Origin of the sequence: Verrucomicrobium sp. BvORR106, from assembly GCF_000739655.1 — a bacterium.
Classification (GTDB): domain Bacteria; phylum Verrucomicrobiota; class Verrucomicrobiia; order Verrucomicrobiales; family Verrucomicrobiaceae; genus Verrucomicrobium.
This window is the reverse complement of the sequence record NZ_BATR01000149.1, coordinates 1-26,622: the sequence shown is the minus strand read 5'-3', so window position 1 is coordinate 26,622 and position 26,622 is coordinate 1. Positions and strand designations below refer to the sequence as shown.

The window sequence follows — 26,622 nt, the reverse complement described above, 5'->3', positions numbered from 1 at the left end:
AGCCGGACCTTCGGCCCTCCTGTGGTGGCAGACGGTTATGGGTCATAACCGAAGAAGTTACCCAACGTCTTCGCTCTCACGCGGGGCCGGAGACCCCGCCTCCTTTGCTGGTGCAGGAGACTTGTGAGCGCTGTGAATTGTTGCGTCATAGAACTCATGACTGCGTTTCGCGAACGCAGTTGCCAACACCTTCAGCGGCAACGCTGCCCTCCAGCGAAGCGCCTCAACCAACGTAGTGTCTCAACAGGCCGCTTGCGGCCCCCTCAACCAGCAACGCGTCTCAACGGCCGCGCAGCGGCTCTGGCAGGGCAAAGGCCACGAGCATACCTCCGGAGGGGCGACGGGACTTGCCGCCACCGGCGGAGATCACGAGGTATTGCCGGCCATTCACCATGTAGGTGCTGGGGGTGGCGTTGCCGCCGAAGGGGAGGGTGGCTTTCCAGAGGACCTTGCCGGTGTTCTTGTCGAAGGCGCGGATGGTTTCATCGGCCGTGGCGGCGATGAAGAGCAGACCTCCGGCAGTGGCAACAGGGCCGCCGTAGTTCTCGGTGCCTGTAGGAGGCAGACCACGGGCGGTGAGCTCGGCGTATTCACCCAAGGGCACCTTCCACTTGATCTCGCCGGTGTTGAGATCCACGGCGTTTAACGTGCCCCACGGGGGCTTGATGGCGGGATAGCCTTCCTGATCCTGATAGCGGCGGAAGCCGGCGAACGCGTAGGGCGGGGTCTTGTCTTCTTTGCTGTCGTTCCTTGCGGTAGCGCCAGCGGAGCCGGGCTCGTCCTGTCGGGAAGAGCTGGGTGGGGCGGCGTTGGACATCACGTAGTCCAGGATGGCCTCGCGCTGCGCAGGCGGGATCATGTCAAAGGCGGGCATGCGGCCCGCGCCTTGTTTGGTGATCATGGCCACTTGCTCGCGCGGGCGGCGCTTGTCCACATCCACCAGACCGGGGAAGCCGCCGGCGAGATTGCCTTTGCGATCCAGGCCGTGGCAGGCGGCGCAGTAGATCATGTATTCCTTCTCGCCGTGGATCAGCGGGGTGCCATCGGCCCGGCGGGTTTCCACCATCTGCACCACCCAAGGGATTTCGTTGACGTTCGCATAGTAGATGCCGTCCGGATCCACGGCAGCGCCGCCCCATTCCATGCCGCCGTCAAAGCCGGGGAACATGATGGTTTCCTTGAGACTTGGCGCAGGGAAGGGGCCGAAGTTCGGGGAAACACGGATGCGATCCAGCGTGGCCACGGCCGCCTGCGGGGAGACGTTGGAGATGTCTGCCTCTGTGTAGCCCTGGCGCATGAGCGGGGCCGGCTTGGTGGGGAAGGGCTGGGTGGGCCAGGCTTGTTCTCCACGCAGTTCCGAAGCGGGAACGGGACGTTCTTCAATGGGCCAGAGTGGCTCGCCGGTGACGCGGTCGAAAACGAAGAGCAGACCGTGTTTGGTGCCCTGGGCCACGGCATCTATCTTCTTGCCCTTGTGGGTCACGGTCAGGAGCACGGGCGGACAGGGAAGGTCCTTGTCCAACAGATCGTGATGCACGATCTGGAAATGCCAGAGACGTTCGCCCGTCTCTGCTTTTAGAGCGACGATGGAGTTGGCAAAGAGGTTCTGGCCATGGCGGTTGCCGCCGTAGAAATCGGGTTCTGCGGTCTTGGTGGCGATGTAAACAATGCCCCGTGCTTCGTCGAGCGACTGGCCGGGCCAGGGCATGACGCCGGTGGCAGTCTTCCAGGAATCGGCAGGCCAGGTGTCGCTGCCCACCTCGCCCGGGCGGGGGATGAGGTGGAAGATCCACTTCCGCTCGCCGGTGCGGACGTCGATGGCCCGCACGGCCCCCGGGCCACCCACACCGCCGAGGATGAGGAGGTTCTTGTAAATAACGCCGGGCGTGTTGAGGCCGATGTTGGGCGTGCCTTCCGTGTCCAGGCCGCTGCCGAGGTGGAACGCGCCGTCCTTGCCAAAGGACTTGATGAGCTGGCCCGTCTTCACATCCAGGGCGAAGAGGTAATTTCCCACAGCCGTGAAGAGGCGCTGCTCCCCGCCTTCTTCATTCTGCCAGAAGACCATGCCGCGCTGGCGGCCCTTGCCAGCCCCGGAGACGGAGGTGGCGGGATCCCACTTCCACAACTCGGCGCCGGTGGCAGCGTTGAGCGCGACCACCTTGCGGGTGGGGGTGGGGGTGTAGAGGACGCCGTTGACGATCAGGTTGTTCGCCTGGTACTCGCCTTTGTCGCCCGTGTCATACATCCAGGCCACCTTGAGCTGGCTGACGTTCTCCTGGTTGATCTGATTCAGAGGAGAGTAGAGGCTCCGCTGCTTGTCGCCCAGATACGTGGTCCAGTCGACGTTGCCACTCTTGGCGTTGGCGGGTTCCGCAGCACTGGCCGAAGGGCCGGTGGACCAGAGGGCAGCGAGACCTGCCAGGGGGAGAGCCAGTAAGGGGAGAAGAGGGGGGCGGAGCATGGCGGGGCAGAAGATCAATACAGGGCAAGCGATGGTGGAGAAAAACTCCCGGCGGGCAAGCGCAATCGCACCGTCACCCGATCGGCGGTCGATGAGCTGGTCACAGGTTGGCGTCAGGGCTGGGAAGCTGCCTTGACGATGGCATCGGCGATGGCTTGCATGCCACGATCTCCCGGGTGGCGGGCCACGCCCTCGTTCTTAAAGGGGCGCTCGGAGCGGGCGTAGTTCGCTTCCACTTTGTCGAAGTCGGTGATGTCCACGTAGGTGCCACCCACGGCGTCACTGGCTTGTTTCAAGCACTGGTCTTTGGCGGCGTTTTGCCAGAAGGAACTGCGGACAATGATCCTGGGGGAGGCTGAGCCTTTCAGGGTGGTGAGGAGGCTGGTGACATGCTTGGTGAAGAGGGCTTTCTCTTCGTCGGTCTTCAGGGCCGGGACGTTCTCGCCGATGGCCAGGACGATGAGCGTGGGGGCGAAGGTGGCGGCGTCTTTGAGCTTCGCGGCAAGGTCGAACGTGGCGTAGTTGCGCTCGAACTCCGCGATGTTCTGAACGAAGGTCTGCGGGGCGGGAGCGTCGGTTTTGGTCAGCCCTTTGGTGACGAGGTGAACGTAGTCTTTGTCCTCGGCGCTGGCGGCCATGCCCCAGTTTCCTGTCCAGCCGATGTCGGCCTTGGGGCCGTGTTTGGTGATGCTGTTTCCGAGGAAGAGGATCTTTTGCGGGGCGGGGTCGGCGGCGGTGAGGGAGGTAGCAAAAGAGAGGCCGAGGAGAAGGAAGAGGGAGAGGGAGGTGCGGCGGTTCATGAGGTGAGGGGAGTTGGGTGGGAGGATGGGGAAAGAAGTACGCAGGGGAGGCGTGGTTTCTGTAGGCGGAATGGCGAGGTGGGCGCCTGGGGTTGGAGGTTGCGATGGGCCTACCGCTCTGCGGTAGAATCGCGGGGTGGGGTTACCATGGCAGTCCCTTCTCGACTTGCGCATGCGCGCCAGGTGAATGGGCTCTGCCTTGCCGGATGCGAGTACTCTGACACCAAGGGCGTCAACACATACTAGCCCAGGGTAAGGCGAGGCACGAGCCGCCACCCTGGGTAAATGGGCAATCGGACCCGAACTCCAAAGTGAGTTCTACAAACCGCGGCCGCATGCCTGAGGTGTTCACCGCATACAGGTCGTCGTCTCCAGGTGATTTGGACGGTCTGTAGAACTCCCTTGGAGTTCCAGCACCAACCCATCGATACCCGGGGTGGCGACCGCTTCGCGGCCTGACCCCGGGCTATTTTGTATCACGCCGTTGGCGTGGGGTTTCCACCATGATAATGCACAACAAGGAATCAGCCTCCGTCCAGGTTCTGCATCACGTTAACCGACCTGCTTCTACTCGACGCCATGGCTATTCATGGTGAACACTCCGGGTTCGGGAGCTGGGTGGGGACAGGAGTGTGGGCGCAAGAGGACCCATAGGACGAATGAGACCCATAGGACGTATGCCCCAATGCCCGCAGGGTGTTCGCGGTTCGAGGAAGGGGGGCGGTTTTACCCAATGCCCAAACCGCTCTTCCCGTTCCATCCCGAGAAGAGCTCCCACTGCTTACCCACCCACCACTTACCTCTTACCGAACCTACTCGTCCCCACGGCGTTCGCCGATGTCGAAGAGGTACTCGAGGTCCTGCTGATCCAGGCTGCGGGCGAAGTTCTCCTCGCCCAGCACGTCGCTGGAGAGCAGGCTCTTCTGCTGTTGCAGGTGGCGGATCTTTTCCTCAATGGAGTTCTTGGCGAGCAGGCGGTAGGCCATGACGGGCTGGGTCTGACCGATGCGGTGGGCACGGTCAATGGCCTGGTTTTCCACGGCGGGGTTCCACCATGGATCATACAGGATGACGTAGCTGGCCGCGGTCAGGTTGAGACCGCTGCCGCCGGCTTTTAGGGAGAGCAGGAACACGGAGGGATCCGGGGTTTCCTGGAAGGACTTCACGATATCGGCGCGGTTCTGGGAAGCGCCGGTGAGCCAATGGAACGGGCGTTTCAACTCCGTGAGCTTGTCGCGGATGATCTTGAGCATGGCCACGAACTGCGAGAAGACGAGCACCTTGTGACCTTCGTCGTGGAGCTGGTCGAGCAGCTCCATGAGGGCGTTGAGCTTCGCGCTCTCCTCGTCGTCGGCTCCGGGCTGCACGAGGGCAGGGTGGCAGCAAATCTGACGCAGACGGGTGATGGCCTGCAGGATGGCGAAGCGGCGCTTGTTCAGCATCTCCGCACCGGTGGAGGTGAGGATCATGTGCTGGGCCTGCGCGAGCTGTTCGCGGTAGAGTTTTTCCTGAAGCCCGGTCAGCTCGCAGAGCATGTTCTCCTCCGTGCGCGGAGGCAGTTCGCGAGCCACCTGGCCCTTGGTGCGGCGCAGGATGAAGGGACGCAGGCGGGCGCTGAGACGCTCGGCGGCGCGGTCGTCCTTGCGGCGGTCAAAGTGCTTCTGGAAGTAAGCGCGATCACCAAGTGCCCCAGGGGTGGCGAAGGTGAGCAGGCTCCAGAGGTCCAGCAGGCGGTTTTCCAGCGGGGTACCGGTCAGGACCAGGCGGTTCTGAGCGTGCAACTGGCGGGCGGCCTTGGCCACCTTGGAATCCGGGTTCTTGATCTGCTGGCCTTCGTCCAGGATGGTGGCCAGCCAGTTGATCTTTTGCAGCTGCTCAATGCAGGAGCGGAGCTGAGCGTAGTTCAGCACCAGCACATCGGCGTTGTCCTTGATGTCGCTGAGATTCAGGGTGTCCTTCTCGCGAAGCACATGGACCCGCAGATTTGGGGCGGCTTTGCCGAACTCGATCGCCCACACGTCCAACACGGACTTGGGGCAGACAATGAGCACGGGGGCCAGGGGCTTGTTCTCTTTGATCGCCTCCAGTCGGAGCCAGAGGACCCAGGCGATGCTCTGCACCGTTTTACCTAGACCCATGTCATCCGCGAGCACACCGCCGAAGCGGTTCACCGCCAGATAGACGAGGAAGTGGAAGCCATCCACCTGGTAGGGGCGCAGGGTGATCTGGAGCTCGGCGGGGACTTCCGGCTTGGTCTGAAGGTCCAGGTGGCTGAGGCGGCTCTTGACCCGCTCCCAGAGTTCCGGCGGGATGAATTCCTTGCGCTCCTGCAGGGCGAGCTGCCGGGCGTGAATGGGGTGCGCCTCGTCGGTGAGCTCGTTGATGTCGATGCCGAGGGCGGCGATGGCTTGCTGCTGCTCCTCGCTGAGTTCGAGGCGAACACTGCGCCATGTGCCATCGGCCAGGCGCACATAACCGCCGCGGGCGGCGATGAGGCGACGGATCTCTGCGGGCTTGAGTTCCACGCCCTCGATGTCGAAGACGAGGCGGAGGTCAAACCAGTCGATGCCAGCCTCGTTGATCTCGAGGCGGACCGTGGCCTTCAGGGGATCGGCGAGGATGGAGTGAAGCCGGTCATCCGTGTCCAGAGCCATGACTTCCGGGAGATTCTTCGCCCAGTCGTGGAACTGCTCCGGGAAGGCCTTGGTGATGCGGGCGCGGAAGGCGCTCAACTCCGGATCATAGGTGGCTTTGACCCCTTCCAGCACGGGGAGTACGGCATCCAGCGGCGTGCGGTCGTAGCAGGGGATCACTCCGTTGGAGGAGCGAACCTGCTCGGTCACCTCCCATCGGCGGCCCCGGAGGGTCTTGGTGAGGAGCCCGTTGGAGCTGACGGCCTGTGCCGTGATGGCCACGTGCTCGGTGCCGCCTTGTTCCACCTTGGGCAGGCAGCGGGCGCTCAGCTGGACCTTGAATGTCTCGCGTGTCACCCGTGCGGCCAGGCTGGGGGGCAGGGGGACGTCCAGTTTTTCCAAGAACCGGATGCCTTCCTCCGTGGAGAGGGCCTCCACCGGGATCTCTATGCTGGTCTGGGCCGTGGTGCCCTCCTCAAAGGACGGCGGGCCGTGGAAAATAGTATCGGAGCCCAGATAGAGAGGCTCTGCGGCCGGCAGATAGCGCAACGGCTTGGGGGGCTCGATGCCGTTCCCGTCAAAGAGACGCAGCGTGATGGACTGGGTGCGGCCGGTGGGGGTGACCTTTTCCACAGCCTGCCAGCGCAGGGGCTCAGCCGGGCGGTGGAAGGGGGCTTCATCCAGCGTGACCAGATGGGTGCCCAGCTCCGGTTGTGCCAGCAGGCTGGCCAGCCACTGGGCGGGGGTGAGGTCTTCCAGACGGATGATGGGCCGCGTTTGGTCCCGCAGCCAGCGGGTCGCTGAGGAGAAAATGAGACTGGAGTTCACTGGCAGTCGCAGGGCATTGGCCCGCTCCAGTTCCAGCAGTTTCTCCAGTTCCGCATCGGCCAGATTGTGCCAGGCGGCGTCTTCCGCTTCAGGGCTGCGGATCTGGAATCGTGCCTCAGAGGGGGTGATGAGAAGGCGCAGCTCCCGTTGAACAGGCTGGGGGGCTTCACGCTGGGAGAACTCGCGAATCCGCTCGGCCCAGCGGGGCAGATCCTCCTGCTCGCGCCAGGACTGCAGGCGTGCGCGGGTTCCGGGCAGGTCGGTGACGTTCTCAAGGAAGGCGGGATAGGTCAGCTTCCGCTCCAGGAGGGCGGCGGCCAGATAGTTCCAGAACTCGAGCACGTCCTGGGGTGGCTCGGGCCAGAGCTTGAGCGGATCGTAGCTCTGGATGGGCCAGCGGGAGTTCAGACGCACCAGGTCGTGGTCGTGGATCTCTCCGAGGGTACGGTAGCGCTCGAACCGCTTCTCCACCTTGGCAAGGTACTGCTCTTCCGACGGAGTGAGCTGTCGGGAGAGTTTGTCTTCCACGATCTCGTGCAGGGTCTTCTCCGGCACGGTGGCGGCCACATCGCTTTCTGGCTGGCCTTCGGACTCCAGCATCACAGCGCAGGCGGCCAGATTGTGGAGGTCCTCGTCCTCGGTATCGCTGTCGGACTCCCAGAGGAGGCCCTTGCGAACGAGTTGGACACGGACGGTTTCTTCCTCAGTCTTCACCCGGCCCTCGATGGACTGGTGGGTGTTGCCTTCCAGGCGGACTCGACCTTTCTCCACTAACGCCCTGGCCGCGGCGATGATGGTTGGATCTATAGGGGCCAAAAATGATTCAACTTCAGCGGCGCTGGGCATAACGGGGGCGGCTTTGAGCGCCTCGAAAGGCGCGAACCTCCACGCTTACACACGGGATGGACTCGGTGCAAGGTGTTGACGGAGAATTCGACGATTTCGCAACAATGGTACCTGCCGATGTGGCGAAGTGCCTAATTGGCTCGATTTGCCGCAACCCGTTTAACGTAAGGGGCTTGTGGGTGGAGGTGAATTGGACATAAATGGACATGAATGGATATCACCGGCCTGCGGGGCTATCGGCAACAAATCCTGGGAGATGGGCAGCCGCCATAAAGTGCGGGCCTCGTGCTCCAGTCTAGACTGGCAAGAGCCCCTGCCTCACCCTCGCACTCCAGCCGTCTCATACCTGCCCCGAATGCACTGCCAGAGACTCACGCGCACGCGCTTGAGGGTGGCGCGGATGGCGGTGGAGGTGGTGCCGAGGCGGGCGGCGATCTCGGTGGCGTCGCACTCCTCGCGGTAGCGCCAATCCAAAATGGACCGGGACTTTTCCGGGAGGGTGCCCATGCAGGTCTTCAGGGCTCCAGTGAGCTCGGTATCGTCTGACCACCAGTCGTCCTGGGACTCGTCTCCGGGACCGAGGTCCTCCATGAGGCGCACAAACTTCTGCGCCCGCTCGGACTGACGTCGATAGCGGCGGGCATGTTCCAGCGCGACGTTGCGGGCGATGCCGCGCAAGAAGGCGCCAGTGCTCTCGGGTTGCTGAATGCGGTCGAGCCGGTCCAGAGCTCTCAAGAAGGTCTCCTGCGCCAGGTCATCGACCGAGGCGAGATCGGCGGTGAGCATGGACACAAAGGCCCGCACCTCCCGCTGGTAGAATTGGACAAACGCAGCCTGAGCCTTGAGCTCGCCAGCTTGGGCCCTTTGCAGGGTTTCGACGGGAATCAGGGGCATGGAGGTGAGGGTGAGATATCAAGGCGGGCACTACTGGGAGGACGCGGCAGGACGGGAGACCTCCAGCAGGGAGGGGCGACCCTCCTCGTACAGGCGGTGGATTTCGTCCTTGGTGAGGGCGCGTTTCCAGACAAAGAGCTCGTCGATACGACCGCGGATCGTGCGGACCGGGTTGCCTTCACCCGGCTTGGGGTTGCAGCCGCCGATGCGGGACCGGCCGGGGCGGATGCCCCAGACGTTGATCATGTTGCCAGTGAACGCCAGCCGGCCGTTGATCCAGCCCTCCGTGCGTTTTTGATCTTCATTGGCCACCATGACGACGAGGGACCACACGCCAGGCTGTACCACATCATCTGTGAGCTGGCTGTAGGTGGTGCGCGGGTAGGTGCCACCGAAGAGACGCCCCTGCCCATTGAGGTTCATGTGGAAGTCCTTGGCCTCCCAACCGTCGGAGGCGAAGATGGCGTTGTTCGGGAAGTCGTAGCGGTCCAGCAGGACCCAAGCGGCCACCGTGAGCTGCGTGTACTCCCCTGGGATGTCCACGATGGCCTGATCGTCATCATGGTCAAAGAAGAGGGCGTCCTTGCCCGGCCAGCGGCCGGTGACCCAGCGGGCGCCGGAGACTTGGGCGGCCAGAGGGACGCCGCTGGTCTTGATATCCTGCAGTTCGCGAGGGGACTCAGGGTTCTTCTGGAAGGAGTAGTAGCAGAGGAGGGTGGGATCGTCCCGCCAGCCCTGGCTGATTTGCTGCCAGCGGCGCATGCCAATCTCACTGGCGCTGGGGAACTTGTCCTTGTCCGGAGCTGGGGCAGCGGAGAGGTTGCCTTGGGCGAAGGCGACGGTTTGGCCCAAGGTCACGGACTCGATCTTGGTGCCGTCCGTCTTGAGAACGTCCACCTGACCATCGAAGACGTGCATCTGACTGGTGCCGGATTCACCGGCGCTCACGCCGAACTCGGTGCCCAGGTCCTGATAGTCCACGCCCTCGGTGGCGACGATGAAGCCGTGGGCAGTATCTGGCACGACCACGCGCATATCCCCGGTCTGCAGGCGGACGCGCATGGGGTCATCAATGTGGAAGGCCACCGGGGCCTTCAGCACGAGGTCCGTGCCGTTGATCATGCGGACATGGGCGAGGCCGTTCTCCAGCTTGTAAGCGCCGGGGGCAAAGCCGGTCTTCTGGGGCGAGCGTCCATCCGCGAAGGAGGCATCCAGTTCATCCACCAGCACGGCCACCGCGTTGCTCGTGGTGTTGGCTGCGAGTGCCGGTCCGGTAGGCTCAGAGGCGGGGCGCCACCAGGAGGCAGCGGCGGCGATGCAGGCCGCCAAGGCGACCCACCAGGGGGCCAGGGAGCGGGAGGCGCTCTTGGACGGGCGGTCCTTGCTCCGCATATCGATCACCTTGGCGGTGAAGGCATCTTTGCCGGATTCATCCGCCCAAGTCATGACGCGACGCACGAAGGCCTCGCCTCCGGCCAGTTCCTGCTTGATCAGGGTCTGCGTTCGGAGAAAGAGCGCCAGCTCCTTCCGCTGTTCCAAGCTAAGGTCGGCGGGGTCCAGGCTTTCGAAGACCTCTTCCGGCGGGGATTCACCCGCCAGGTGTTCGATGAGTTTTTGAAAATCAGGGTCAGTCATGTCGTGCCCGGTGCGAAGTGGACAATAGTAAATGATCTCACCCGGCCAACTGTGACGCGAATGGATTTTGTTGAAGTGGCGCTGCGTCCGTGCGGAGCATGCCGTCATGCTTTGTGCCGCAAGTCGGTCAATTCGTGACGGTTTCTGCAAACCTTGCGGTACTGCTCCGTACTGGCAACCCATGGGTACAGGATTCTTGGGTTTTAGGAGAACAAAGGCCGCTGTGTACGTCGCGGCGATCTATGGGATGTGCGTGGTCGGCGTGGCGCACGTGTCCGCCGAGACCGCGGCGGAACCCAAGGTGGAGGTGCAGGTCAATGTGATGGTGCCGATGCGAGATGGGGTGAAGCTGGCCACGGACGTGTACCTCCCCGCGGTGGCTCCGGGCCAGCAGCAAGAGCGTTTGCCCGTGATCTTGACCCGCATTCCCTATGACAAAACGGGGGCGAAGAAGGCGGGCACTTACTTTGCCGCCCATGGCTACGCGTTTGTCGCCCAGGACACTCGCGGTCGATACGGTTCAGAAGGGGTGTGGCGATTCCTCACGGATGATGGTGCGGATGGCAAAGACTGTGCGGCGTGGATTGGCAAGCGGCCTTGGTCGAACGGCCGCATCGGGATGATCGGCACCTCTTACGTGGGTGGCACTCAGCACACCATGGCACTGGCGGATGTGCCAGAACTGGCAACGGTGATCCCGGTGGATGCGGCCTCGAACATGGGACGTCAGAGCATGCGCAATGCGGGGGCGTTTGAGATGCGGTTCTGGAACTGGATCCTGCTCAATGCCGGGAGAGGTAGTATGCCTGGGCGGGATCCGGCCGTGGCGGCGGAGCTCAAGGCACTGGCTGAAAACAGGACGGCGTACCTGCCTTATCTGCCGCTGCGTCGTGGCGCTACCCCTTTGAAGCTCGCCCCCGAGTATGAGGACTGGCTGGTGGAGGCGATGAACCACGGGGTGGATGATGAATTCTGGGCTGCAGCCAACATCCTGGCGGATCCGACCAAGTACAAAGACATCCCGGTGTATCTTGTCGGTGGCTGGTATGACTCTTGGGCGGGAAACACGACTGCGAACTATGCGGCGCTCTCGAAGACGCTGAAGAGCTCGGTGTACCTCATCATGGGGCCGTGGATCCATGGTCAGCAGAGCAAAAGTGCGCATGGGCAGGTGGATTTCGGTGATGAAGCCGCGATCAAGGATGAGTGGGCTTGGCGTCGGGAATGGTTCGACCACTGGATGAAGGGCCAGAGCAATGCCGTGGGCACAGCGGCACCGTTTGCCAGCAAGGTGCGGATCTTTGTGATGGGGACCGGTGACGGCGGGAAGAATGAGAAGGGGATGCTGCGCCATGGCGGTGCCTGGCGCGATGAAAAGGAGTGGCCGCTGGCGCGGGCCGTGGCGACGCCGATGTACCTGCATGAAACCGGCGCGCTGGGCCCGGAGGCACCAACGGCTACCGCCTCGGCGACGAGCTATGACTTTGATCCGCAGAATCCAGTGCCCACCTTGGGCGGGAACATCTCCTCCGCCGACGGTATCATGCAGCAGGGGGCGTGGAACCAGCGGGGAGGGGAGCCCTTCTGGAACTGGCCCAAGCCGGTGCCGCTGTCGGCCCGGCGGGATGTGCTGGTGTTTCAGACCGAACCTCTGACCCAGGATACCGAGGTGACGGGAGAGATCGAGGTGAAGCTCTGGATCTCTTCCAGCGCGAAGGACACGGACTTTACCGCCAAGCTGGTGGATGTGTACCCGGCCAGCGCTGACTGGCCGGACGGTTTCGACCTCAACCTCACGGATGGCATCGTCCGGGCCCGGTTTAGGGAGTCACTGAAGCAGGAAAAGTTCATGGTACCGGGAGAGGTGTATCCGGTGACGATCAAGCTCTATCCCACCTCCAATATCTTCAAGAAAGGGCATCGCATCCGGGTGGACATCTCCAGCAGCAACTTCCCCAGATTTGACGTGAATCCCAATACGGGCGAGCCCTTGAACGGAAATCGGCGGATGGTGGTGGCGACCAATACGATCTATCACAATGCAGGGAGGCCCTCGCAGATCGTGCTGCCGGTGGTGAGGTGAGGTGAGGTCGGCGGGAGATAAGATTAACCACAGAGACGCAGAGGGCACAGAGCGACCGATAGATTGGTAGCCCCTGGACCCTTAGTATCGAACCGATGACTGAGTTTGCCGACGTTAGGGTGCAGGTCCTCCGGACTGTTGATGAACATATCTTTCCTGGGTGGGTGGAGTTCATCCTTCGTGATGCAAACGGTCTCGAGTGGATCTTCGTGGAAAAAGAGCCCGTGATTTGCAGGGAGCCTTTGGGGGGCGATGCCGAGTTCCCCGTGCCAGCATCCATGAAGTGTCAGATCGTGAGGAAATGGGTCGACGAGAGGGGGATGGAGCGATGTGTCATCGATACGGAGTTTCCGTTTGGGATTGAAACTCGGGACGGGCAGACGAAGTTTGAAGTCTACGTAGAGGAAGTCTGCATGTAGGATCGTGGAGGCAAGTGCTGCGGTGGGTGCGTGAATCGCCGACTTCGTGGAATGAGCGATATTCCTCGAACTTGCGTGGGGGCGGCAAGGTTGCGCGACTGATTCCGCTTAGCAGCCATTGCCATCAGGGAAAAAGTGGCGAGGCCGATGACCTCCCTTTTGCGAAGGAGCTGAGGGCTGAAAGCCCGGAGTGATGGCAGCCTTGGGCAGCGCCCAAGGTTGGCGCTAGTTTAAGATGTTGAGGGCTGTAGGCCCGACGTCATTGAGGGATGCTCGTCGTGGGCAGGTTTGATGAGGCCGGGCCTACAGCCCTCAAGGGCTAATGGGGCATCTATTCCTTGGGCGTTGCCCAAGGCTGGGTATCACGCCGGGCCTTCGGCCCTTCTGAAGTGGCATTACTGCCACCAAGCGCCCAAGACATTATCTCCCCCCTGAATGACGCCGGGCCCTTGGAGCGTTTGTGAATGCATTTCCTATGGCCATTCAGAAAATCAAGAGACTCGCTTGGATTGCGATGGTGTTGAGCACGCTCGGGTTGGTGAGTGTGGCAACTCTGCCCTATGTGATACAGAAGCAGATTTCCTACAAATTTGGCGAATTCGTGTCCGACGAATCACTGGCGAAGATCGCTGCGAAGGCCGTTACGGCAGAATTGCCAGTCCTCATTGGTGGATTTCTGCTGGCTCTAGCTGGCGTGGTGTCAGCGTTTGGGCTGTTCCGTTGCCGCGAGTGGGCCCGGAAAGGTTGGCTTGCAGTGTGCCTGATATGGGTAGGGATACAGGTCATCAGCGGCTTGCCGCATGTTGATATGTTGAGCGTGGTTGCCCTGGCATTTCGAGCTGGCGTCCTGATCTACTCCTTGCGAGTCCTCATGGACCATTCGGTGCGAGGGGAGTTCACCAAGGCCAAGATGCAGGTGAAATGTTGATCTGGTCTTGTGCGGTGTCGCGCTTTGCAAAACGACGGGTGTAAAATTTACTCCAACAAGACTGCCGTGAGTCTAAATTGATGTGATGTTCAAATGTGCACTGTTGGCAGGTTGGCAATCAGTCGATGGTTCAGCACAACTCCAAACACCTACACATCATATGAACCGCACTGTGCTAGCCCTTCTGGTCTGCTTCCTCATCATTGTTGCCTATATCCTCATCGGTGCTTCCCGGGAATTGAAGAACGGGGGCGGGACATTGCCGATGTTGGGTTTGATGGCGGCTGTGGTGGCCACCTGGAAGGGGATTCGCGGATCGGAGACGCCGGCTGTTCCAGTGGTGATTGAGCCGGAGTCCGAGCCCGTCTTGGCAAAACGGGATGATCAATCTTGAGTGCATTGGTCGATTTTTACCGCCGCAACTCCTCCGGAGTAGAGCATCGACTGTTGTCACCAAGTTGCCTCGGTGGGATGCGCGCAAAGCGCGAGGGCGGAGCGAATGTTGGGCGATCAGATCGCGCTGGGTGATTTTCGTCGCCTCCTTTGCTCGCCGAACCGACGGAGACCGTCGGGCTACCTCGCAGCATCGCGTTAGGAGGTAGTCCGGACGTGTCGTCCGGCTCAGTCGCAGTGCGGAAGCGTGGCGTTCGGACGACCCGCTCTGCTACGGAGGCGACGTGGTCTTGCTTGAGATGCTGTACAACCGGGTCTGCTTCATCGTCACCACGACGCGTACGGGGCGATCGGTGGGCAAGGCATGAGGGCCGCCTTTCCAGCGGGCTTTCCATTGGGTTGCGTCCGAAGTTAAAACCTCGCACTCGTCGGCGGAATGCCCAGCGATGGCCGTTCCATCAGCCTCCAGCAAGGCGACGCGGAGCTCGCCACCTGTGGCGTTGGCGTTGATGATCAATGCACTGCCGCGCAGCCTGAGAGGCTTGGTTTCCACGCGTCCGGTTTCACCGGCATCTAGCGAGGCGAAGCCGTGGCGTCGCCATTCAGCGCGGCCGATGGCGTTGCGCTTGGGAGGGATGGGGGCACCGTGGCTGGTGGTGAGGGCGGTGTAGTACACCCAGGTCTCATCCCCCACGTGCACCCACGTGCTGGAGACGCCGAGGATGGAGCCAGCGTCAAAACGTCCAGGCGCGCCTCTTGGGATCACCGGCAGGCGAGGTTCGGTGCGCTGCCAGTGGGTGCCATCGGTGCTGGTGATGAGCTGGACATCGACGAGGCCATCGGTGCCGCTCTGGCCGTGAGTGAGGCTCTCGGCCGGTCGAGTGGGGATGAGGACTCGAAAGAGGGTGGGCAGGCCGAGGAAGCCGCCAGCATGAGGAAATACGGAGAGGTTGTTCACCTCCGTCCTCTCGCCGGGATTCCGGGCCCAGGCGTTGTCGATGGCATCGGCAGCGAAGACGAGTTCCGGCTTGCTCCAGATGTTGAAGTCCACACTGCGGGAGAGCCAAACGCAACGGCCGTTCTTGGTGGAGGGACGTCGATGATAGGCGAGGTACTCACCCGTGAAGGGATCCTGGGTGAGGCTGATGTTGTCCGAGGCGGTCAGGATGGGATTGTCATCTGGATGGCGCTGCCAGGTGAGCCCATCTGGCGAGACGGCGGCGTAGTAGGCACCGACGCGACTGCCCAGCATCTTGTAACGTCTGGCGGGATCCTTCTCCCTCAGGTCGTGCAGGACGCTGGCGCTGTGGAGGTCAAAGACAATGTTGTTGGCCTTGGATCCTTGAAAGCTGTGCAGCCCGAGCTCTGGACGCTCCCACTCCAGGCCATCCCGGGAGGTGGCGTAGAGGACCACGTCGCCCTTGCCCTTGCGAAATCCTGGGACGCGCGGTTCCTTGCCGCTGGCGTCGGGCTCGGGATGCCCCAGGTACCAGAGCGAGAACCGGTCGGCGTTTTGATCGTAGTACACGGAGCCGTACACGTACACACGACTGCCTTCCCAGGGGAGTTTTGGCTCCAGGACAGGCGCGGGTCGTGTTTTCGCGGCGTGGATGGTGCGGACTACGCCAGAACTGGCGGCGATGCCGCTGTCATCGGCGAAGAGCAGGGGAAGCTCGTTCAGCTCAATGATCCGTGTGGTGCCCTCTGCGCTGGCTTGTGACGCAGGTGCCATCCCCAGGGTAAGCCCGGTTGCGATCAGGAAGGTGGGCAACCAAGAAGCTGAAAGCTTGCGCATGGGAAGGTGGGGCTATGCGGACTCGGGCAGAAAGGTTGGGAAGGCCAGCCCCTTGGTCTGGGGAACTGGGCCAAGGATCTGGGCCGTGTGAAGCTCCACGTTGCGCCCGCCCCAACGGTACAGCGTGCGGACTAGGCCCCCGGCCAGACAGGGCGCGAGGAGCACCGTGGCGTCTCCGCGCTGGGCATCGAGCGCTGCCCACAGGAGGGCGGCAGCTGCCGATTCATCGCGGGCCACGCCGGGGCCGGTCATGCGGAAGGAGGGGTGGACGCTGTACACCATGAACCCATCCAGCTCTCCAGTGTTCTCATTCTCCAGCACGAGGCATTTCCATGAACCGACTTCGTTCTTCAGGAAGAAGTGCATGTCCTGCTCCCGGCGGATCTCCTGCAACTCCATCTCCAGGTTGGCCATGCGAATGGCATCCTGTGTCTGGGCGGCTCTTACGTGGGCCACCCTGGCAGGTGGTGTCCCTGCCAGGCCTTCGACTGGGACATTAAAAAGGATATCCTGATACAGGGTGTGGGGAACAAAACCCAGCTTCGTGTACAGGGAGAAGGAATCCAGATTCAGCGCGCTGGAGACCAATCGCAGGGGTTGATTGCGCTCCCGAGCGATTGAGGCGGCGTGTTCCATCATCATCCGGGCGGTGCCGCGGCCGGAGGAATCCGGGTCTGTCGCCACAATGCCGACGGAGACGTGCGTTTCCCTGGGATGGATGAAACAAACGCCGACCGGGAGACCGGTGGCCTCATCTCTCACGGCGACCGCGTGCCCTGGGTCCAGGGCTTCATAGACCTCTGGAAAGATCCGAAAAGGCTCGGGGCGGTCACCGAATCTGGCCCCCTGGCGCAGCCGGGTCTCATACCAATGAACGAGCGATCGGTGCAGAAGGCTAGCCGTGGCATCGTGGTCCGCGGGAGTGAGGGGAGTCAGTTGCACGGGGGGCGAACAGGGTTGCGAAACGTCCTGGCGGAACCAAGGTCTAAGCGCGTGATCCGTGCTTCCGTGAACCTCAGCAAGGGAAAGGCTGACGGCTCACATGGGTGAATCGTCCTTGCCCACTTGCGCGATGAGCAGCTTCAGATGCTCGATGGTGTTTTTGATAGCGACGTCTTGCTCGGTCGTGGTCGCGGAGCGAGCCTCACTGGCGAGGGCCTCAAGATACTCTGCTCCAACCTTGATGTCGTGGAGGTCCTTGCCCTGGTACTCGAAGACATAGGTGCGGATCAGCTTCTTGCCAGAGCGCAGCTTGCCTTCGATCGAGGCCACCACGCAACTGCGTCCATGTACCGGCACCACTTGGCTCCAGCGGCCAATCGAGGCGCTGCGGTCGCGGATGTTGTCTTTCATCCATTGCTTGATGACCTCTTGAGCCTCTTCTTGCTGCGGTGTGAGGCCGGAGGACGGTGCTTGCACAACGACTTCCACGGGGTCATTCGCGCCGGGGTGAGCCTGATGCCACGCATACAGCTTGTAGCCGCCAAACGCCATTGCGATGGCCAGGGTGATTTGCGCGATGATGGTGACGATTCTCATAGGGAGTGATGAGGTGGTGTAGAAGGGCGTGATGGCTGAAGAAATCGACAGGGACTCGCTGGTAGTCAAGGAGGGATGAGTTTCCATGCGTGTTCGCCCGTCAGGTTTCTACGAGGTTCAGTTCCAAAACCCTGCAATGAGTTGACGCCGGAGCGCGAAACTTCCGCGGGCATGGTCAGCCTGCGCCCCTGTGAGATGTGGGGCGGGGTGGTCCTGGACAAAACTTATTCGCCGCAGGGGCGCGCAGACGGAGGGCGCACCCAGCCCGAAGTTGCGGGAACCTTTGTCGCTTTCCCCTAGGGTGCGGCCAAACCGGCTCGGCGATAAGAAATCACCCCCTCCAATTCGCGGCGGGCGCGATCGCGAATTGAGTTGTTGGGGAACTGGTCCACCCACGCCGTGGCGGAGTCAGGGTCCTGAAGGGCCCATTGATGCACGACCATCACGACCGCCTCCTCATGGAGAGGCCCTGGCGGAACTTCCTCCACTACCAGCCAGGCTGCCGACGGCGGGTCACTTTGAGACGCCGCAAACGCGATGCGGGTCATCAATCGATCTCGCACGGGGCCGACAGGGATCTCATGAGCCCAATCGTAGGCTGAGTTCAGGTCTGCTCCGGCCCACAGCTGGACAAAGTTTTCAAGGATGACCGGATCTTCTTTGCCCCATTGCGGATGCGTTCTTAGAACAAGGCGATTGGCAGCGTCAATCACCGCCGACTGCAAATGCGGATCGGTACCAAGCCGTGAGCGCTCCTCTGAACCAGACTTTTGGAGCAGCCATTCCAAGGCCGCGTGAGGGGCATCAGCCAATCTCTCTACGAGTCCACGTCTGGTTTTTGTGTGGGACTCTCTTTGGAACTCAGATGACGGGCCTGAAGGTCTGGTGATGGGAGGTGGAGGTGGTGCATTCGAGTCTTCGCTGATACGGATGATGAGTGCCAATGCCGCCATCGCGAGTGCCGGTGTTGCGATGGCGAAGAATCTGAAGCGCATAGGAGATGGGGCGAAGGTGGTGTCATGTCATCCCACGGCGGCTGCGCCCGATGAAGTCGGGCGCAGCCGCAGGCAAGGTCAATCAGGGTGCGGTGGTGATCGACCACTGCTGATTCATGCTGCCATTGTAGGGCCACTGGATGACCGATGCGCCGTCGGCCGTGCTTCCAGCGTTCACATCTGCAACCTTGTTGCTGTGCACAGCGGTAATCTTGAAAAAGCCATCGCCGCTGGGAGTGATGAGCCATTTCTGATTGTTGCCGTTGAGCCAACTCCAGAGATGGATGGCAGCGCCGTTGGCGGTGCTCACGCCGGAGACGTCCATCACCTTATTGCTGCCAGCGCCGAGCACTTGATACTGGCCATTTCCCAAGTGGGTGAATGACCACTGTTGTTCCTGCCCGCCGGTGAGACTCCATTGGACAAGGGGCGTGCCATTCGACGTCCCGCCAGCCGAGGCGGTGAGAGCCTTGTTACTCCTGCGACTGAGGACGTTGTAGGTGCCATTCGGGATCGTCTGGCCCTGGTCGCTGGAGAGCCCCCACTCACCGAGCTGCGTCGAGACGTCACCTTGGTTGGCGGTGACATTCAGTCGATAGTATCGATACGAGCCTGGGCTGGAGACTGCGTAAGCCAGGGCTTGGTAGCGAGTGGCGAAGGTTTGACCACTGCGGATGTCGAGCGTGGTCCAGAGGGCGCCATCGTTGGAAGCCTGAAGTTGCCAGTCCTTGGGGTCGCGCGCGGGCACATCATTGGCACTGGTGACGGAGTACCGCTTGATAGTCTGCGGGTTATTTGTGCCGAAGTCATATTGCAGCCAGCCTGGTGCGGTGGTGAGCCATTTGGTGGCGGGGTTCCGGTCGAAGGCCTTCGCGGCTCCCTGGGTGCCATTGGGGTTGTTGGCACTGTCGTTGGCTGTGCCGTTAAAGGCGATGTTCACCATGGGGATCTGCGGCGTTGCGCTGTCCTCGGGGGAATGGCTGCTCGTGCCAGCAGCATTGGAGGCGGTGACCACGTAGTAGTAGGTCGTCCCATTGATCACTGTGGTGTCGGTGTAGCTGGTGGCGGTGATGCCCGATGCGAGGGGCGTGTAGGTACCGCCGCTGGAGGTGGCGCGCCTTACAGTGTAGCTGGTGGCTCCGAACGATGGTTGCCAGCGCAGCGGGACGGCATGCTCGCCCGGAGCGGCCAGGAGGGCGACGGGCGCGGCGGGAGCGAGGAGCGGCGCACTACCGTCGCCGCCGGTAATCTGGACGTTGCTGAACGTGGCGGTGTTCAACGTGCCATTCACAACGGAGCAGACCGTGAGGCCCACGTAGAGTGTGGGCGGCATGTTGTCGTAGCGGCCGACATCGGTGGCCGCCCAGTTGGTGCCATCGGGAGAGACGTAGCCGGTGATGATGTTCCCGAAGCGTTCGAGCTTCACCCAGTACGAGGGACTGGCGATGTTGAAGGCTTTGTTGCCGTAGTTCGTCCCGCCATACACGGCCAGACCTGGCATGTTTTGTTCCGCCTGAACTCGCGGGGTGACGGCCATCCATGCCCGGGGCGTGCCCCCGGTGAGGCTAGTGCGGATCATCACGCCGGCTTTGGCGGAGAGGCTCGTGTTCTGCACCGACTCGACTTTCGCGATGATGGCGCAGTCACCGGTGACCGCTTTATAGGTGAAGTGGCAGCTGTCATTCGCGGCCCACATTTCACTGCCCGCGCCCTGCACCGTCCAAGTGCCGCCGGAGTAGGAGCTTCCACCGACTGGCGTAGCGCTCCCAATTTCGGAATCGGTCAACCCTGCGGTGATGGAGGTGGTGGAAGGGATTGGCAGCGTCGCCGCCGGAGTGGCCATGGAGGTGTCAGCCGCCTTGTGAAACATGAAGCTGTCTCCATCCACGGGCATCTCGAGGCGTCTCAGGGCGATGTGGGGTGCGGGGAGAGCCTTGCGGACGACATAGGCACCGTGGATGAGGTGCAGCGCGATGTGCCCTCCGCCCCAGCCTCGATTGGTGTTGTCGGCAGTGTAGTAGGCATCGGTCGTGCCGAAGGGGAGAAACGGCGTGGGGCCTAGGTCATTCACCCGCGCGAAATACTCGCCAGCTGCGAGTAGGCGGTTGTTGTAGTCAGAGTAGACGTCAATGCCCTGCTTCCAGAGGGCCTCGGCGAGCATGGCCAACGAGAAGAGCTGCCCGTGGGCATGGCCCTGGTCGCGAAGAGAGTCGCCCAACATGCCGAGGTCATTGGAACTGCGCAGGCCAATGTGTGCAAGCGAGCGAAGCTGATACACGATGGTGTTGAGCCTGGCGGTGTCGTCGTTGAAGATGGAGATCAATCCTCCGGCCACGAGGGCCAGTGCTCCCTTGTTCGCGGCACCGTACATGCTTTCACCGTACGGATTGGTGGCGGGCAGCAGGACGTTGCCGAAGTAGTTCTTCACGGTGGTGGTGTCTGCCTCCGTCCAGCCTGGCCACGTGCCGCGCAGGATGTCCGCGCCGCCCACGAAGCGGTAGGCGTAGTCCCCGAGGTCGAGTGGGGATTCCCCGCCGGTAAAGGATGTCTGTGTGGTGGCCCACACGAGCAGGATGTCGTGCGCCTTCTGCGCGTACGCTTCGTTCCCGGTGAAGTACCACATGCGCGCGAGATTCCAGATCGCAGTCATGTCGCTGCGCCATTGGTTCAGGTTCACATTAGGGCTGCGGCTCACGTTAGCGAAGGGGCCCTGCATGTTGTAGGTGAGCTGAGACCGCCAATCGGCGGCCAAGGCATCGTACCCTGCTCTCCAAGGCTGCTCACCCGCAGAGACCTTTGCCTTGAGGGCCATGAGGTCGGTGTTTGTCAGCGGGGTGCCGGGATGCGTAAAGGCTCCAGCTTTCGGCGGGTTCAACCACAGCGCAGCGGCGGCGGCCAACAAGACAAGGATAGTTTTGCTCATAGGACGAATCTTGGTGAGGGCCAACCGGTGATGGTGAGTCGGCGATTCGTCGTTAAGTCCTATAGAAACCAGAGCGCGATGACTTGGCGTTTTCGGACGAAATTTTGTCGAAACTCGCTGCCAGTCCTGCCATCGTCCTGAAGCATGCGCTCTCGTGTCTGAGCCCGGGGAGGAACGAAATCCGGGCGCAGGGGTGGCGTGCAGATTATTTCCTGAATCCGGAGCAGAACCAGCACTTGCCGAAGGCGGCGACGGCCAAGCGGGTGGAGCGGATTCTCCTCCTTGGCGGGGAAACGCTTTTGCGAGTTTCCTCAAGACTTGGCTTGATCTGCCAAGTGGTCGGGCTGGCGGGATTCGAACCCACGACCTCTTCGTCCCGAACGAAGCGCGCTACCAGACTGCGCTACAGCCCGTGTCTAAAACCACGGAAAATAACCGGGAGGGGATCATGGCTCGGGCGGTGGAATGTGCAACTGGAAAATTGTGGGATTGCGGGGCCCTGCTGCGAACGGAGGCCGGGAATTGCAGGGGGATGGGCCCAACAAAAATCCGCCGTGGAGACGAACTCCACGGCGGATTAAAAACTTAAAGCGAACTCCGATGCGGTGGGGGAGGTGCTTGGCTGACTACTGCCAGGACTTGATGTCGTCTGACTTTGCGCCGCCGGTGCCGGCATTTCCGTCAGCACCGTTGCAATAAATGATCACGCCTGAGGAGAGCGTCTCGCCTTCATTAAACGGATCGGCGATCAAGCCGTCGCCATCATAGTCAACTTGCACCATGTAGCCATTTTTCCAGGGGTCGGTGAGAGTCCCTGCTTTGCTGTCGTAGCCGTTCGCTCCGCTCTTGGCTGGCGGCGGGTCATAGAAGCGTACTCTGCGAGGATTGGCCGTGGTATCGGTTGCCAGGAGAGCCGCCAGAAGGGCGCCACCCGATTCAGCGTCGCTGGTGTCATAGACTTTCGTGTCGGCGGCCTCTGCGCCGGCCAACGGGTAGCGATTGTACTCAGTCTGGTAGCCCTTGATGGCGATTTCCAGCCCCTTCATGGCCGTCTTGGCCTGGAGTTCACGTGCCTTTCTCAGCACGATGTTTCCGGTAGGAATGGCGATGGTGGCGAGGATGGCGATGATGCCGATCACGACCAGCATTTCGATCAGGGTGAATCCGTGCTTCAGGCGCACGACGGGTTTCAGCGTCTTCATGGATGGATGTGTATTGGGGGTCAGTTCAGTCTGGCAGGGGTGGCGGTTATGCTAGCGGTATCTATGGCTCTGTTATTATGTACGGAAATGGGGAGCCCGGCCCGCGCGCAGGTTCGTGGCGAAGCGGGGGACTTTGATTTCAATGTCCAGAATACTGGAATTTCGTGAAAACCGTCAACAGGGGAATTTATGGGGGGTATGTTCTGGCGCTCGCCCAAGGAGTGGCGGTGGTGTTGGTGCAGGCGGCGGGAGCTCACCTGGCGAGGCTCGGCGAGCGCGTACGGTTGGTCAAAGGGGGCAGGGGGCTGGGACCGCTGGAAATGACGGGAGGCGAATCAAGAGGAGGAGGGACCAGCCTGAGTTGTCTTCAGCGCTCCGGGTTGACCATCACGGGTCGCAACTCTGGCGGGACAGGAATCAAAAAATTTACACGATGTGATGTGTAAAAATGGGCTCGCGGAGGTCACTTTTTTTTGAGGCAAAACGGGGCGTTTTGAGTGCTGCAACTAACGCGCAAAGAGTATTGACAGGCGAGGTGAACCCAATACTCTTGCGAAATTAATTCAATTTGGCTAGACGCATCGAACCAAACCAACACACACGAACATCACAGTCCCGTTAAAGTGACTGAATCAGCTATGGCAAAAAAAGCAACCAAAGGCGGCGCGGAGAAAACCAAATACGTTTACTTCTTCGGAGCAGGTAAAGCAGACGGCAACGGCTCTATGAAGGCGCTGCTGGGCGGTAAAGGGGCCAACCTCGCGGAAATGAGCCGCATCGGTCTTCCAGTACCTCCCGGGTACACGATCTCGACTGAGGTCTGCACCTACTACTACGACAACAAGAAAACTTATCCTGCCATTCTGCAGAAGCAGATGGAAGCTGGCGTGGCTGGCATGGAAAAGATCATGGGCTACAAGTTCGGCGACACCAAGAAGATGCCGCTGCTCCTTGCAGTGCGCTCCGGTGCCCGCGACTCGATGCCAGGCATGATGGACACGATCCTCAACCTCGGTCTCAACGACCAGACGGTGCAGGCTCTCGTCACCGCCACGAACAACGAGCGTTTTGCTTGGGACTGCTACCGCCGTTTCATCCAGATGTACGGCGACGTGGTCATGGGCGTGCAGAAGCGCCCTGATGAAGACGAAGATCCGTTTGAGGCTGTCATCCACAAGCTCAAGCACGACAACCACGAAGACGACGTCGATGACGCCCACCTGACCGTGGACGACTACAAAGAACTCGTCGTTCTCTTCAAGAAGCTCGTCAAAGACCGCACGGGCAAAGACTTCCCGACGAATCCTTGGGACCAGCTTAACGGCGCCGTGGGCGCAGTGTTCGGCTCCTGGAACAACGACCGCGCGATCGTTTATCGCCGCAAGTACAACATCCCGCACGAGTGGGGCACCGCCGTCAACGTCCAGGCCATGGTGTTCGGCAACACGGGTGACAACTCCGGTTCCGGCGTTGCCTTCACACGTGACCCTGCCACCGGTGAGAAGGTGTTCTACGGTGAATTCCTCATCAACGCCCAGGGTGAAGACGTCGTCGCCGGCGTGCGCACTCCGAGCCCGGTTTCCGAACTTCAGGCAGTGATGCCGAAGCCGTACAAAGAGCTCGACCGCATCCGCGGCGTGCTGGAATCCCACTTCAGAGATGTGCAGGACTTCGAGTTCACCATCCAAGAAGGCAAGGTGTTCATGCTTCAGACCCGTAACGGCAAGCGCACTGGCGTTGCCGCTGTGCGTTTCGCAGTGGAAATGGAGAAGGAAAAGCTCATCGACTGGAAGACCGCCATCAAGCGTGTTCCTGCCGACCAGCTTGAGCAGGTGCTTGCTCCGATCTTCGAATCCAAGGCTGTCAAGGCCGCCAAGGTGATCGCTTCCGGCCTCAACGCCGGTCCTGGCGCCGCTTCCGGCAAGATCTACTTCAACTCTGACCGTGCAGCAGCCGCTGGCGACAAGGGTGAGCGCGTTCTCCTCGTTCGTAACGAGACCTCCCCGGAAGACATCCGCGGCATGCTGGCCTCCGAAGGCATCCTCACCCTCAAGGGTGGTGTGTCCTCCCACGCTGCACTCGTCGCCCGTCAGATGGGCAAGGTGTGCGTGTGCGGTGCGTCCGACAAGACGCCCGGCATGAGCATCGACTACGAAGCACGTACCTTCACCGTGGGTGGCAAGACCTACAAAGAAGGCGACTCGCTTTCCATCGACGGTTCCAACGGCTTCGTGTACGAAGGCAACCTGCCGACCGCTCCTTCCGAGATCACCCAGGCTCTCGTGGACGGCAACAAGGAAGCCCTTGCGGGCCGGAACTACCTGAACTTCACCAAGTTGATGACCTGGTGTTCCAAGGTGTCCCGCCTCTCCGTGCGCACCAACGCTGACAGCCCTGACCAGGTGGCCAACGCCCTTGCGTTCGGTGCCGTGGGCATCGGCCTCTGCCGTACTGAGCACATGTTCTTCGAAGGGGACCGCATCTACGCCGTTCGCGAGATGATCATGGCCACCGACGAAGCCGGTCGCAAGAAGGCTCTCGCCAAGCTGCTTCCGTATCAGCGTGAAGACTTCACCGGCATCTTCAAGGCCCTCAAGGGTCTGCCGGCGACGATCCGTCTCCTTGACCCTCCTCTCCACGAGTTCCTTCCCAAGGAAGACCAGGAGAACGAGATGAAGGACACGATGAAGAAGACGGGCATGAGCCGCGAGTTCATTGTTCAGCGTATTCATCAGCTTCATGAGTTCAACCCGATGCTGGGTCACCGCGGCTGCCGTCTTGGCATCGCGTACCCCGAGATCACGGAAATGCAGGCCCGCGCCATCTTTGAGGCCGCTGCTGACTCGATCAAGGCAGGCATCAAGGTGAAGCCGGAAGTGATGATCCCGCTCGTGGGCTTCAAGAAGGAGCTCGACTTGCAGGTTGAAATCGTGCACCGTGTGGCCAAGGAAGTGATTTCCGAGCGCAAGGTGAAGATTGACTACCAGGTCGGCACCATGATCGAAGTTCCCCGTGGTGCAATCACGGCGGATGAGATCGCTGAGACCGCTGAATTCTTCAGCTTCGGCACGAACGACCTTACCCAGACCGCTCTTGGCATCAGCCGTGACGACATGGGCGCGTTCCTGACGCCTTATCAAGAGAACGAAGTCTTCAAGCAGAACCCGTTTGCCACCCTGGATCAGGTGGGCGTGGGTTCCCTCATGAAGATCGCTGTGGAGAAGGGTAGCGCGACGCGCCCCGGCATCAAGCTCGGCATCTGTGGCGAGCATGGTGGCGATCCAGAAAGCGTTAAGTTCTGTCACCGTATTGGTTTGAGTTATGTGAGCTGCAGCCCGTTCCGCGTGGCCATCGCCCGCCTCGCTGCAGCCCAGGCAGCATTGGAGGAAGAAGCGCAGCAGGATGGCTCCAAAGTTGCTCCGAAAAAAGCTGTCCGTGGTAAAGCAAGTGCCAAGCCCGCCGTGACGGCGCGCGCAGGCAAGGTTGCCGCGGCCAAGACAAAAACAGCAACCAGCAACCCAGTAACGAGGAACAAACCTATGGCAAAGAAAGCTGCCAAGAAAGCCGCCAAGAAGGCTGCACCCGCCAAGAAAGCTTCCAAGAAGAAGTAACGAGGCAGGTGTCTGAAGCCTGAAGGCCGCAGACAAAGGAATAATCGTTAGTTACAGAGTCCTGTGAAGATTGCCTTCACAGGACTTTGTTTTTTTGGGAGAGGCGGGAGTGATGGAGTTGGGGCTTCGGCCAGGGATGGATATCGTGGGCAGGTTTGATGAGGCCGGGCTTTCAGCCCTCGATGGATGCTTGATCATGGAACCCTGGGGCGTTACCCCAGGCTGGTATGATGCCGGACCTTCGGTCCTCCTGAGGCGGGGAGGGGGGAGGCGATCCTGGTGGGGCAGCAGCGGGCGATTGATGCTGTGATGGTGTCGAATGCAGAGTATTTGAATGACTGACTGTTGTGCTGGGCGAACGGTTTGGGGGAGATGAGATAATGGGCGTCGTGCGAAATGTGATGCATCGGGGCGCGGGTTGCTTTTCGTCCCGGAGGGACGTCGGAGAGTAGCCGGTGGTGCAGGGAGTGGAGCGACCGGAACCACCGGATTTCGGGTTCAAGGTATTGCGTCACGGATGGGACGCCGGACGGTGTGTGTGTGTGTGTGGATGGTGGTGGTGATGGGCGTTGATTCCGTGAACCGTGTCTGGCGTCCGGAGTGCTTTTGCTCCGTTCGGATGGTCTGGTTCGATGCT

16 protein-coding genes and 1 tRNA gene are annotated in these 26,622 nt (G+C 61.2%); 5 read left to right on the top strand and 12 right to left on the bottom strand.

The genetic code is table 11. From position 1 onward, the window contains the following. Positions 1 to 280: 280 nt before the first annotated feature. The 5 genes from BV106_RS26775 to BV106_RS26755 form a co-directional block, all read right to left on the bottom strand. Entirely contained in the window at positions 281 to 2,461 is a 2,181-nt protein-coding gene (locus BV106_RS26775) for a PQQ-binding-like beta-propeller repeat protein (RefSeq protein ID WP_038169878.1), read from the bottom strand. A 113-nt stretch (positions 2,462 to 2,574) separates the two neighbouring features. After that, positions 2,575 to 3,261 carry an SGNH/GDSL hydrolase family protein gene (locus BV106_RS26770; protein WP_038169877.1) on the bottom strand — a complete coding sequence of 229 codons (687 nt, stop codon included), beginning with the start codon at positions 3,259 to 3,261 and terminating at the stop codon, positions 2,575 to 2,577. 812 nt (positions 3,262 to 4,073) lie between these two features. Further along, the gene (locus tag BV106_RS36305; protein ID WP_265596104.1) at positions 4,074 to 7,538 is read right to left on the bottom strand and encodes a DEAD/DEAH box helicase; all 3,465 of its coding nucleotides are present in this window, start codon (positions 7,536 to 7,538) and stop codon (positions 4,074 to 4,076) included. A gap of 348 nt (positions 7,539 to 7,886) precedes the next feature. Next, complete coding sequence (locus BV106_RS26760; protein ID WP_038169875.1) at positions 7,887 to 8,462, bottom strand: sigma-70 family RNA polymerase sigma factor; 576 nt, start codon at positions 8,460 to 8,462, stop codon at positions 7,887 to 7,889. Between the two features lie 30 nt (positions 8,463 to 8,492). Next, positions 8,493 to 10,097, bottom strand: a complete 1,605-nt coding sequence (locus BV106_RS26755) for a LamG-like jellyroll fold domain-containing protein (protein WP_038169873.1) — start codon at positions 10,095 to 10,097, stop codon at positions 8,493 to 8,495. A gap of 181 nt (positions 10,098 to 10,278) precedes the next feature. Between BV106_RS26755 and BV106_RS26750 the strand changes: the two genes are divergently transcribed. The 4 genes from BV106_RS26750 to BV106_RS26735 all read left to right on the top strand — a co-directional run bounded on the left by BV106_RS26750 (position 10,279) and on the right by BV106_RS26735 (position 13,921). Continuing rightward, positions 10,279 to 12,180 (top strand): CocE/NonD family hydrolase, encoded by a 1,902-nt coding sequence (locus BV106_RS26750; RefSeq protein WP_265596103.1) that lies wholly within the window; start codon positions 10,279 to 10,281, stop codon positions 12,178 to 12,180. Between the two features lie 95 nt (positions 12,181 to 12,275). Further along, on the top strand, positions 12,276 to 12,599 hold the full coding sequence (locus BV106_RS26745) for a hypothetical protein (RefSeq protein ID WP_038169870.1): 324 nt from the start codon (positions 12,276 to 12,278) through the stop codon (positions 12,597 to 12,599). A gap of 475 nt (positions 12,600 to 13,074) precedes the next feature. After that, the gene (locus BV106_RS26740; protein WP_038169869.1) at positions 13,075 to 13,527 is read left to right on the top strand and encodes a hypothetical protein; all 453 of its coding nucleotides are present in this window, start codon (positions 13,075 to 13,077) and stop codon (positions 13,525 to 13,527) included. A gap of 160 nt (positions 13,528 to 13,687) precedes the next feature. Then, complete coding sequence (locus BV106_RS26735) at positions 13,688 to 13,921, top strand: hypothetical protein (RefSeq protein WP_038169866.1); 234 nt, start codon at positions 13,688 to 13,690, stop codon at positions 13,919 to 13,921. Positions 13,922 to 14,191: 270 nt separating this feature from the next. Here the strand turns inward: BV106_RS26735 and BV106_RS26730 are convergent, their stop codons facing one another. The 7 genes from BV106_RS26730 to BV106_RS36295 all read right to left on the bottom strand — a co-directional run bounded on the left by BV106_RS26730 (position 14,192) and on the right by BV106_RS36295 (position 22,374). Further along, a complete protein-coding gene (locus tag BV106_RS26730; protein ID WP_038169864.1) occupies positions 14,192 to 15,715 on the bottom strand; it encodes a hypothetical protein in 1,524 nt (507 codons plus the stop codon). Positions 15,716 to 15,727: 12 nt separating this feature from the next. Next, positions 15,728 to 16,657 carry a GNAT family N-acetyltransferase gene (locus tag BV106_RS26725; RefSeq protein ID WP_038169861.1) on the bottom strand — a complete coding sequence of 310 codons (930 nt, stop codon included), beginning with the start codon at positions 16,655 to 16,657 and terminating at the stop codon, positions 15,728 to 15,730. A gap of 96 nt (positions 16,658 to 16,753) precedes the next feature. Further along, complete coding sequence (locus BV106_RS26720) at positions 16,754 to 17,254, bottom strand: hypothetical protein (RefSeq protein ID WP_265596102.1); 501 nt, start codon at positions 17,252 to 17,254, stop codon at positions 16,754 to 16,756. A 296-nt stretch (positions 17,255 to 17,550) separates the two neighbouring features. Further along, a complete protein-coding gene (locus BV106_RS26715) occupies positions 17,551 to 18,042 on the bottom strand; it encodes a hypothetical protein (protein WP_038169858.1) in 492 nt (163 codons plus the stop codon). 289 nt (positions 18,043 to 18,331) lie between these two features. Then, a complete protein-coding gene (locus tag BV106_RS26710) occupies positions 18,332 to 21,172 on the bottom strand; it encodes an RICIN domain-containing protein (RefSeq protein ID WP_051946375.1) in 2,841 nt (946 codons plus the stop codon). 336 nt (positions 21,173 to 21,508) lie between these two features. Further along, positions 21,509 to 21,585: transfer RNA gene (locus tag BV106_RS26705), tRNA-Pro, on the bottom strand. Between the two features lie 213 nt (positions 21,586 to 21,798). Further along, the gene (locus tag BV106_RS36295) at positions 21,799 to 22,374 is read right to left on the bottom strand and encodes a prepilin-type N-terminal cleavage/methylation domain-containing protein (RefSeq protein ID WP_051946374.1); all 576 of its coding nucleotides are present in this window, start codon (positions 22,372 to 22,374) and stop codon (positions 21,799 to 21,801) included. A 638-nt stretch (positions 22,375 to 23,012) separates the two neighbouring features. On the opposite strand from BV106_RS36295, the gene ppdK reads away from it, so the two are divergent. Next, on the top strand, positions 23,013 to 25,985 hold the full coding sequence (ppdK, locus tag BV106_RS26695) for a pyruvate, phosphate dikinase (protein ID WP_038169856.1): 2,973 nt from the start codon (positions 23,013 to 23,015) through the stop codon (positions 25,983 to 25,985). Positions 25,986 to 26,622: the final 637 nt, after the last annotated feature.

Bases quoted from the DNA above. Each gene is read 5' to 3' on its own strand.
- BV106_RS26775 (WP_038169878.1), bottom strand. From the start codon at position 2,461: ATGCTCCGCCCCCCTCTTCTCCCCTTACTGGCTCTCCCCCTGGCAGGT.
- BV106_RS36295 (WP_051946374.1), bottom strand. From the start codon at position 22,374: ATGAAGACGCTGAAACCCGTCGTGCGCCTGAAGCACGGATTCACCCTG.
- BV106_RS26745 (WP_038169870.1), top strand. From the start codon at position 12,276: ATGACTGAGTTTGCCGACGTTAGGGTGCAGGTCCTCCGGACTGTTGAT.
- BV106_RS26770 (WP_038169877.1), bottom strand. From the start codon at position 3,261: ATGAACCGCCGCACCTCCCTCTCCCTCTTCCTTCTCCTCGGCCTCTCT.
- BV106_RS26710 (WP_051946375.1), bottom strand. From the start codon at position 21,172: ATGAGCAAAACTATCCTTGTCTTGTTGGCCGCCGCCGCTGCGCTGTGG.
- ppdK (WP_038169856.1), top strand. From the start codon at position 23,013: ATGGCAAAAAAAGCAACCAAAGGCGGCGCGGAGAAAACCAAATACGTT.
- BV106_RS26740 (WP_038169869.1), top strand. From the start codon at position 13,075: ATGGCCATTCAGAAAATCAAGAGACTCGCTTGGATTGCGATGGTGTTG.
- BV106_RS26720 (WP_265596102.1), bottom strand. From the start codon at position 17,254: ATGAGAATCGTCACCATCATCGCGCAAATCACCCTGGCCATCGCAATG.
- BV106_RS26730 (WP_038169864.1), bottom strand. From the start codon at position 15,715: ATGCGCAAGCTTTCAGCTTCTTGGTTGCCCACCTTCCTGATCGCAACC.
- BV106_RS26735 (WP_038169866.1), top strand. From the start codon at position 13,688: ATGAACCGCACTGTGCTAGCCCTTCTGGTCTGCTTCCTCATCATTGTT.
- BV106_RS26760 (WP_038169875.1), bottom strand. From the start codon at position 8,462: ATGCCCCTGATTCCCGTCGAAACCCTGCAAAGGGCCCAAGCTGGCGAG.
- BV106_RS26755 (WP_038169873.1), bottom strand. From the start codon at position 10,097: ATGACTGACCCTGATTTTCAAAAACTCATCGAACACCTGGCGGGTGAA.
- BV106_RS26750 (WP_265596103.1), top strand. From the start codon at position 10,279: ATGGGTACAGGATTCTTGGGTTTTAGGAGAACAAAGGCCGCTGTGTAC.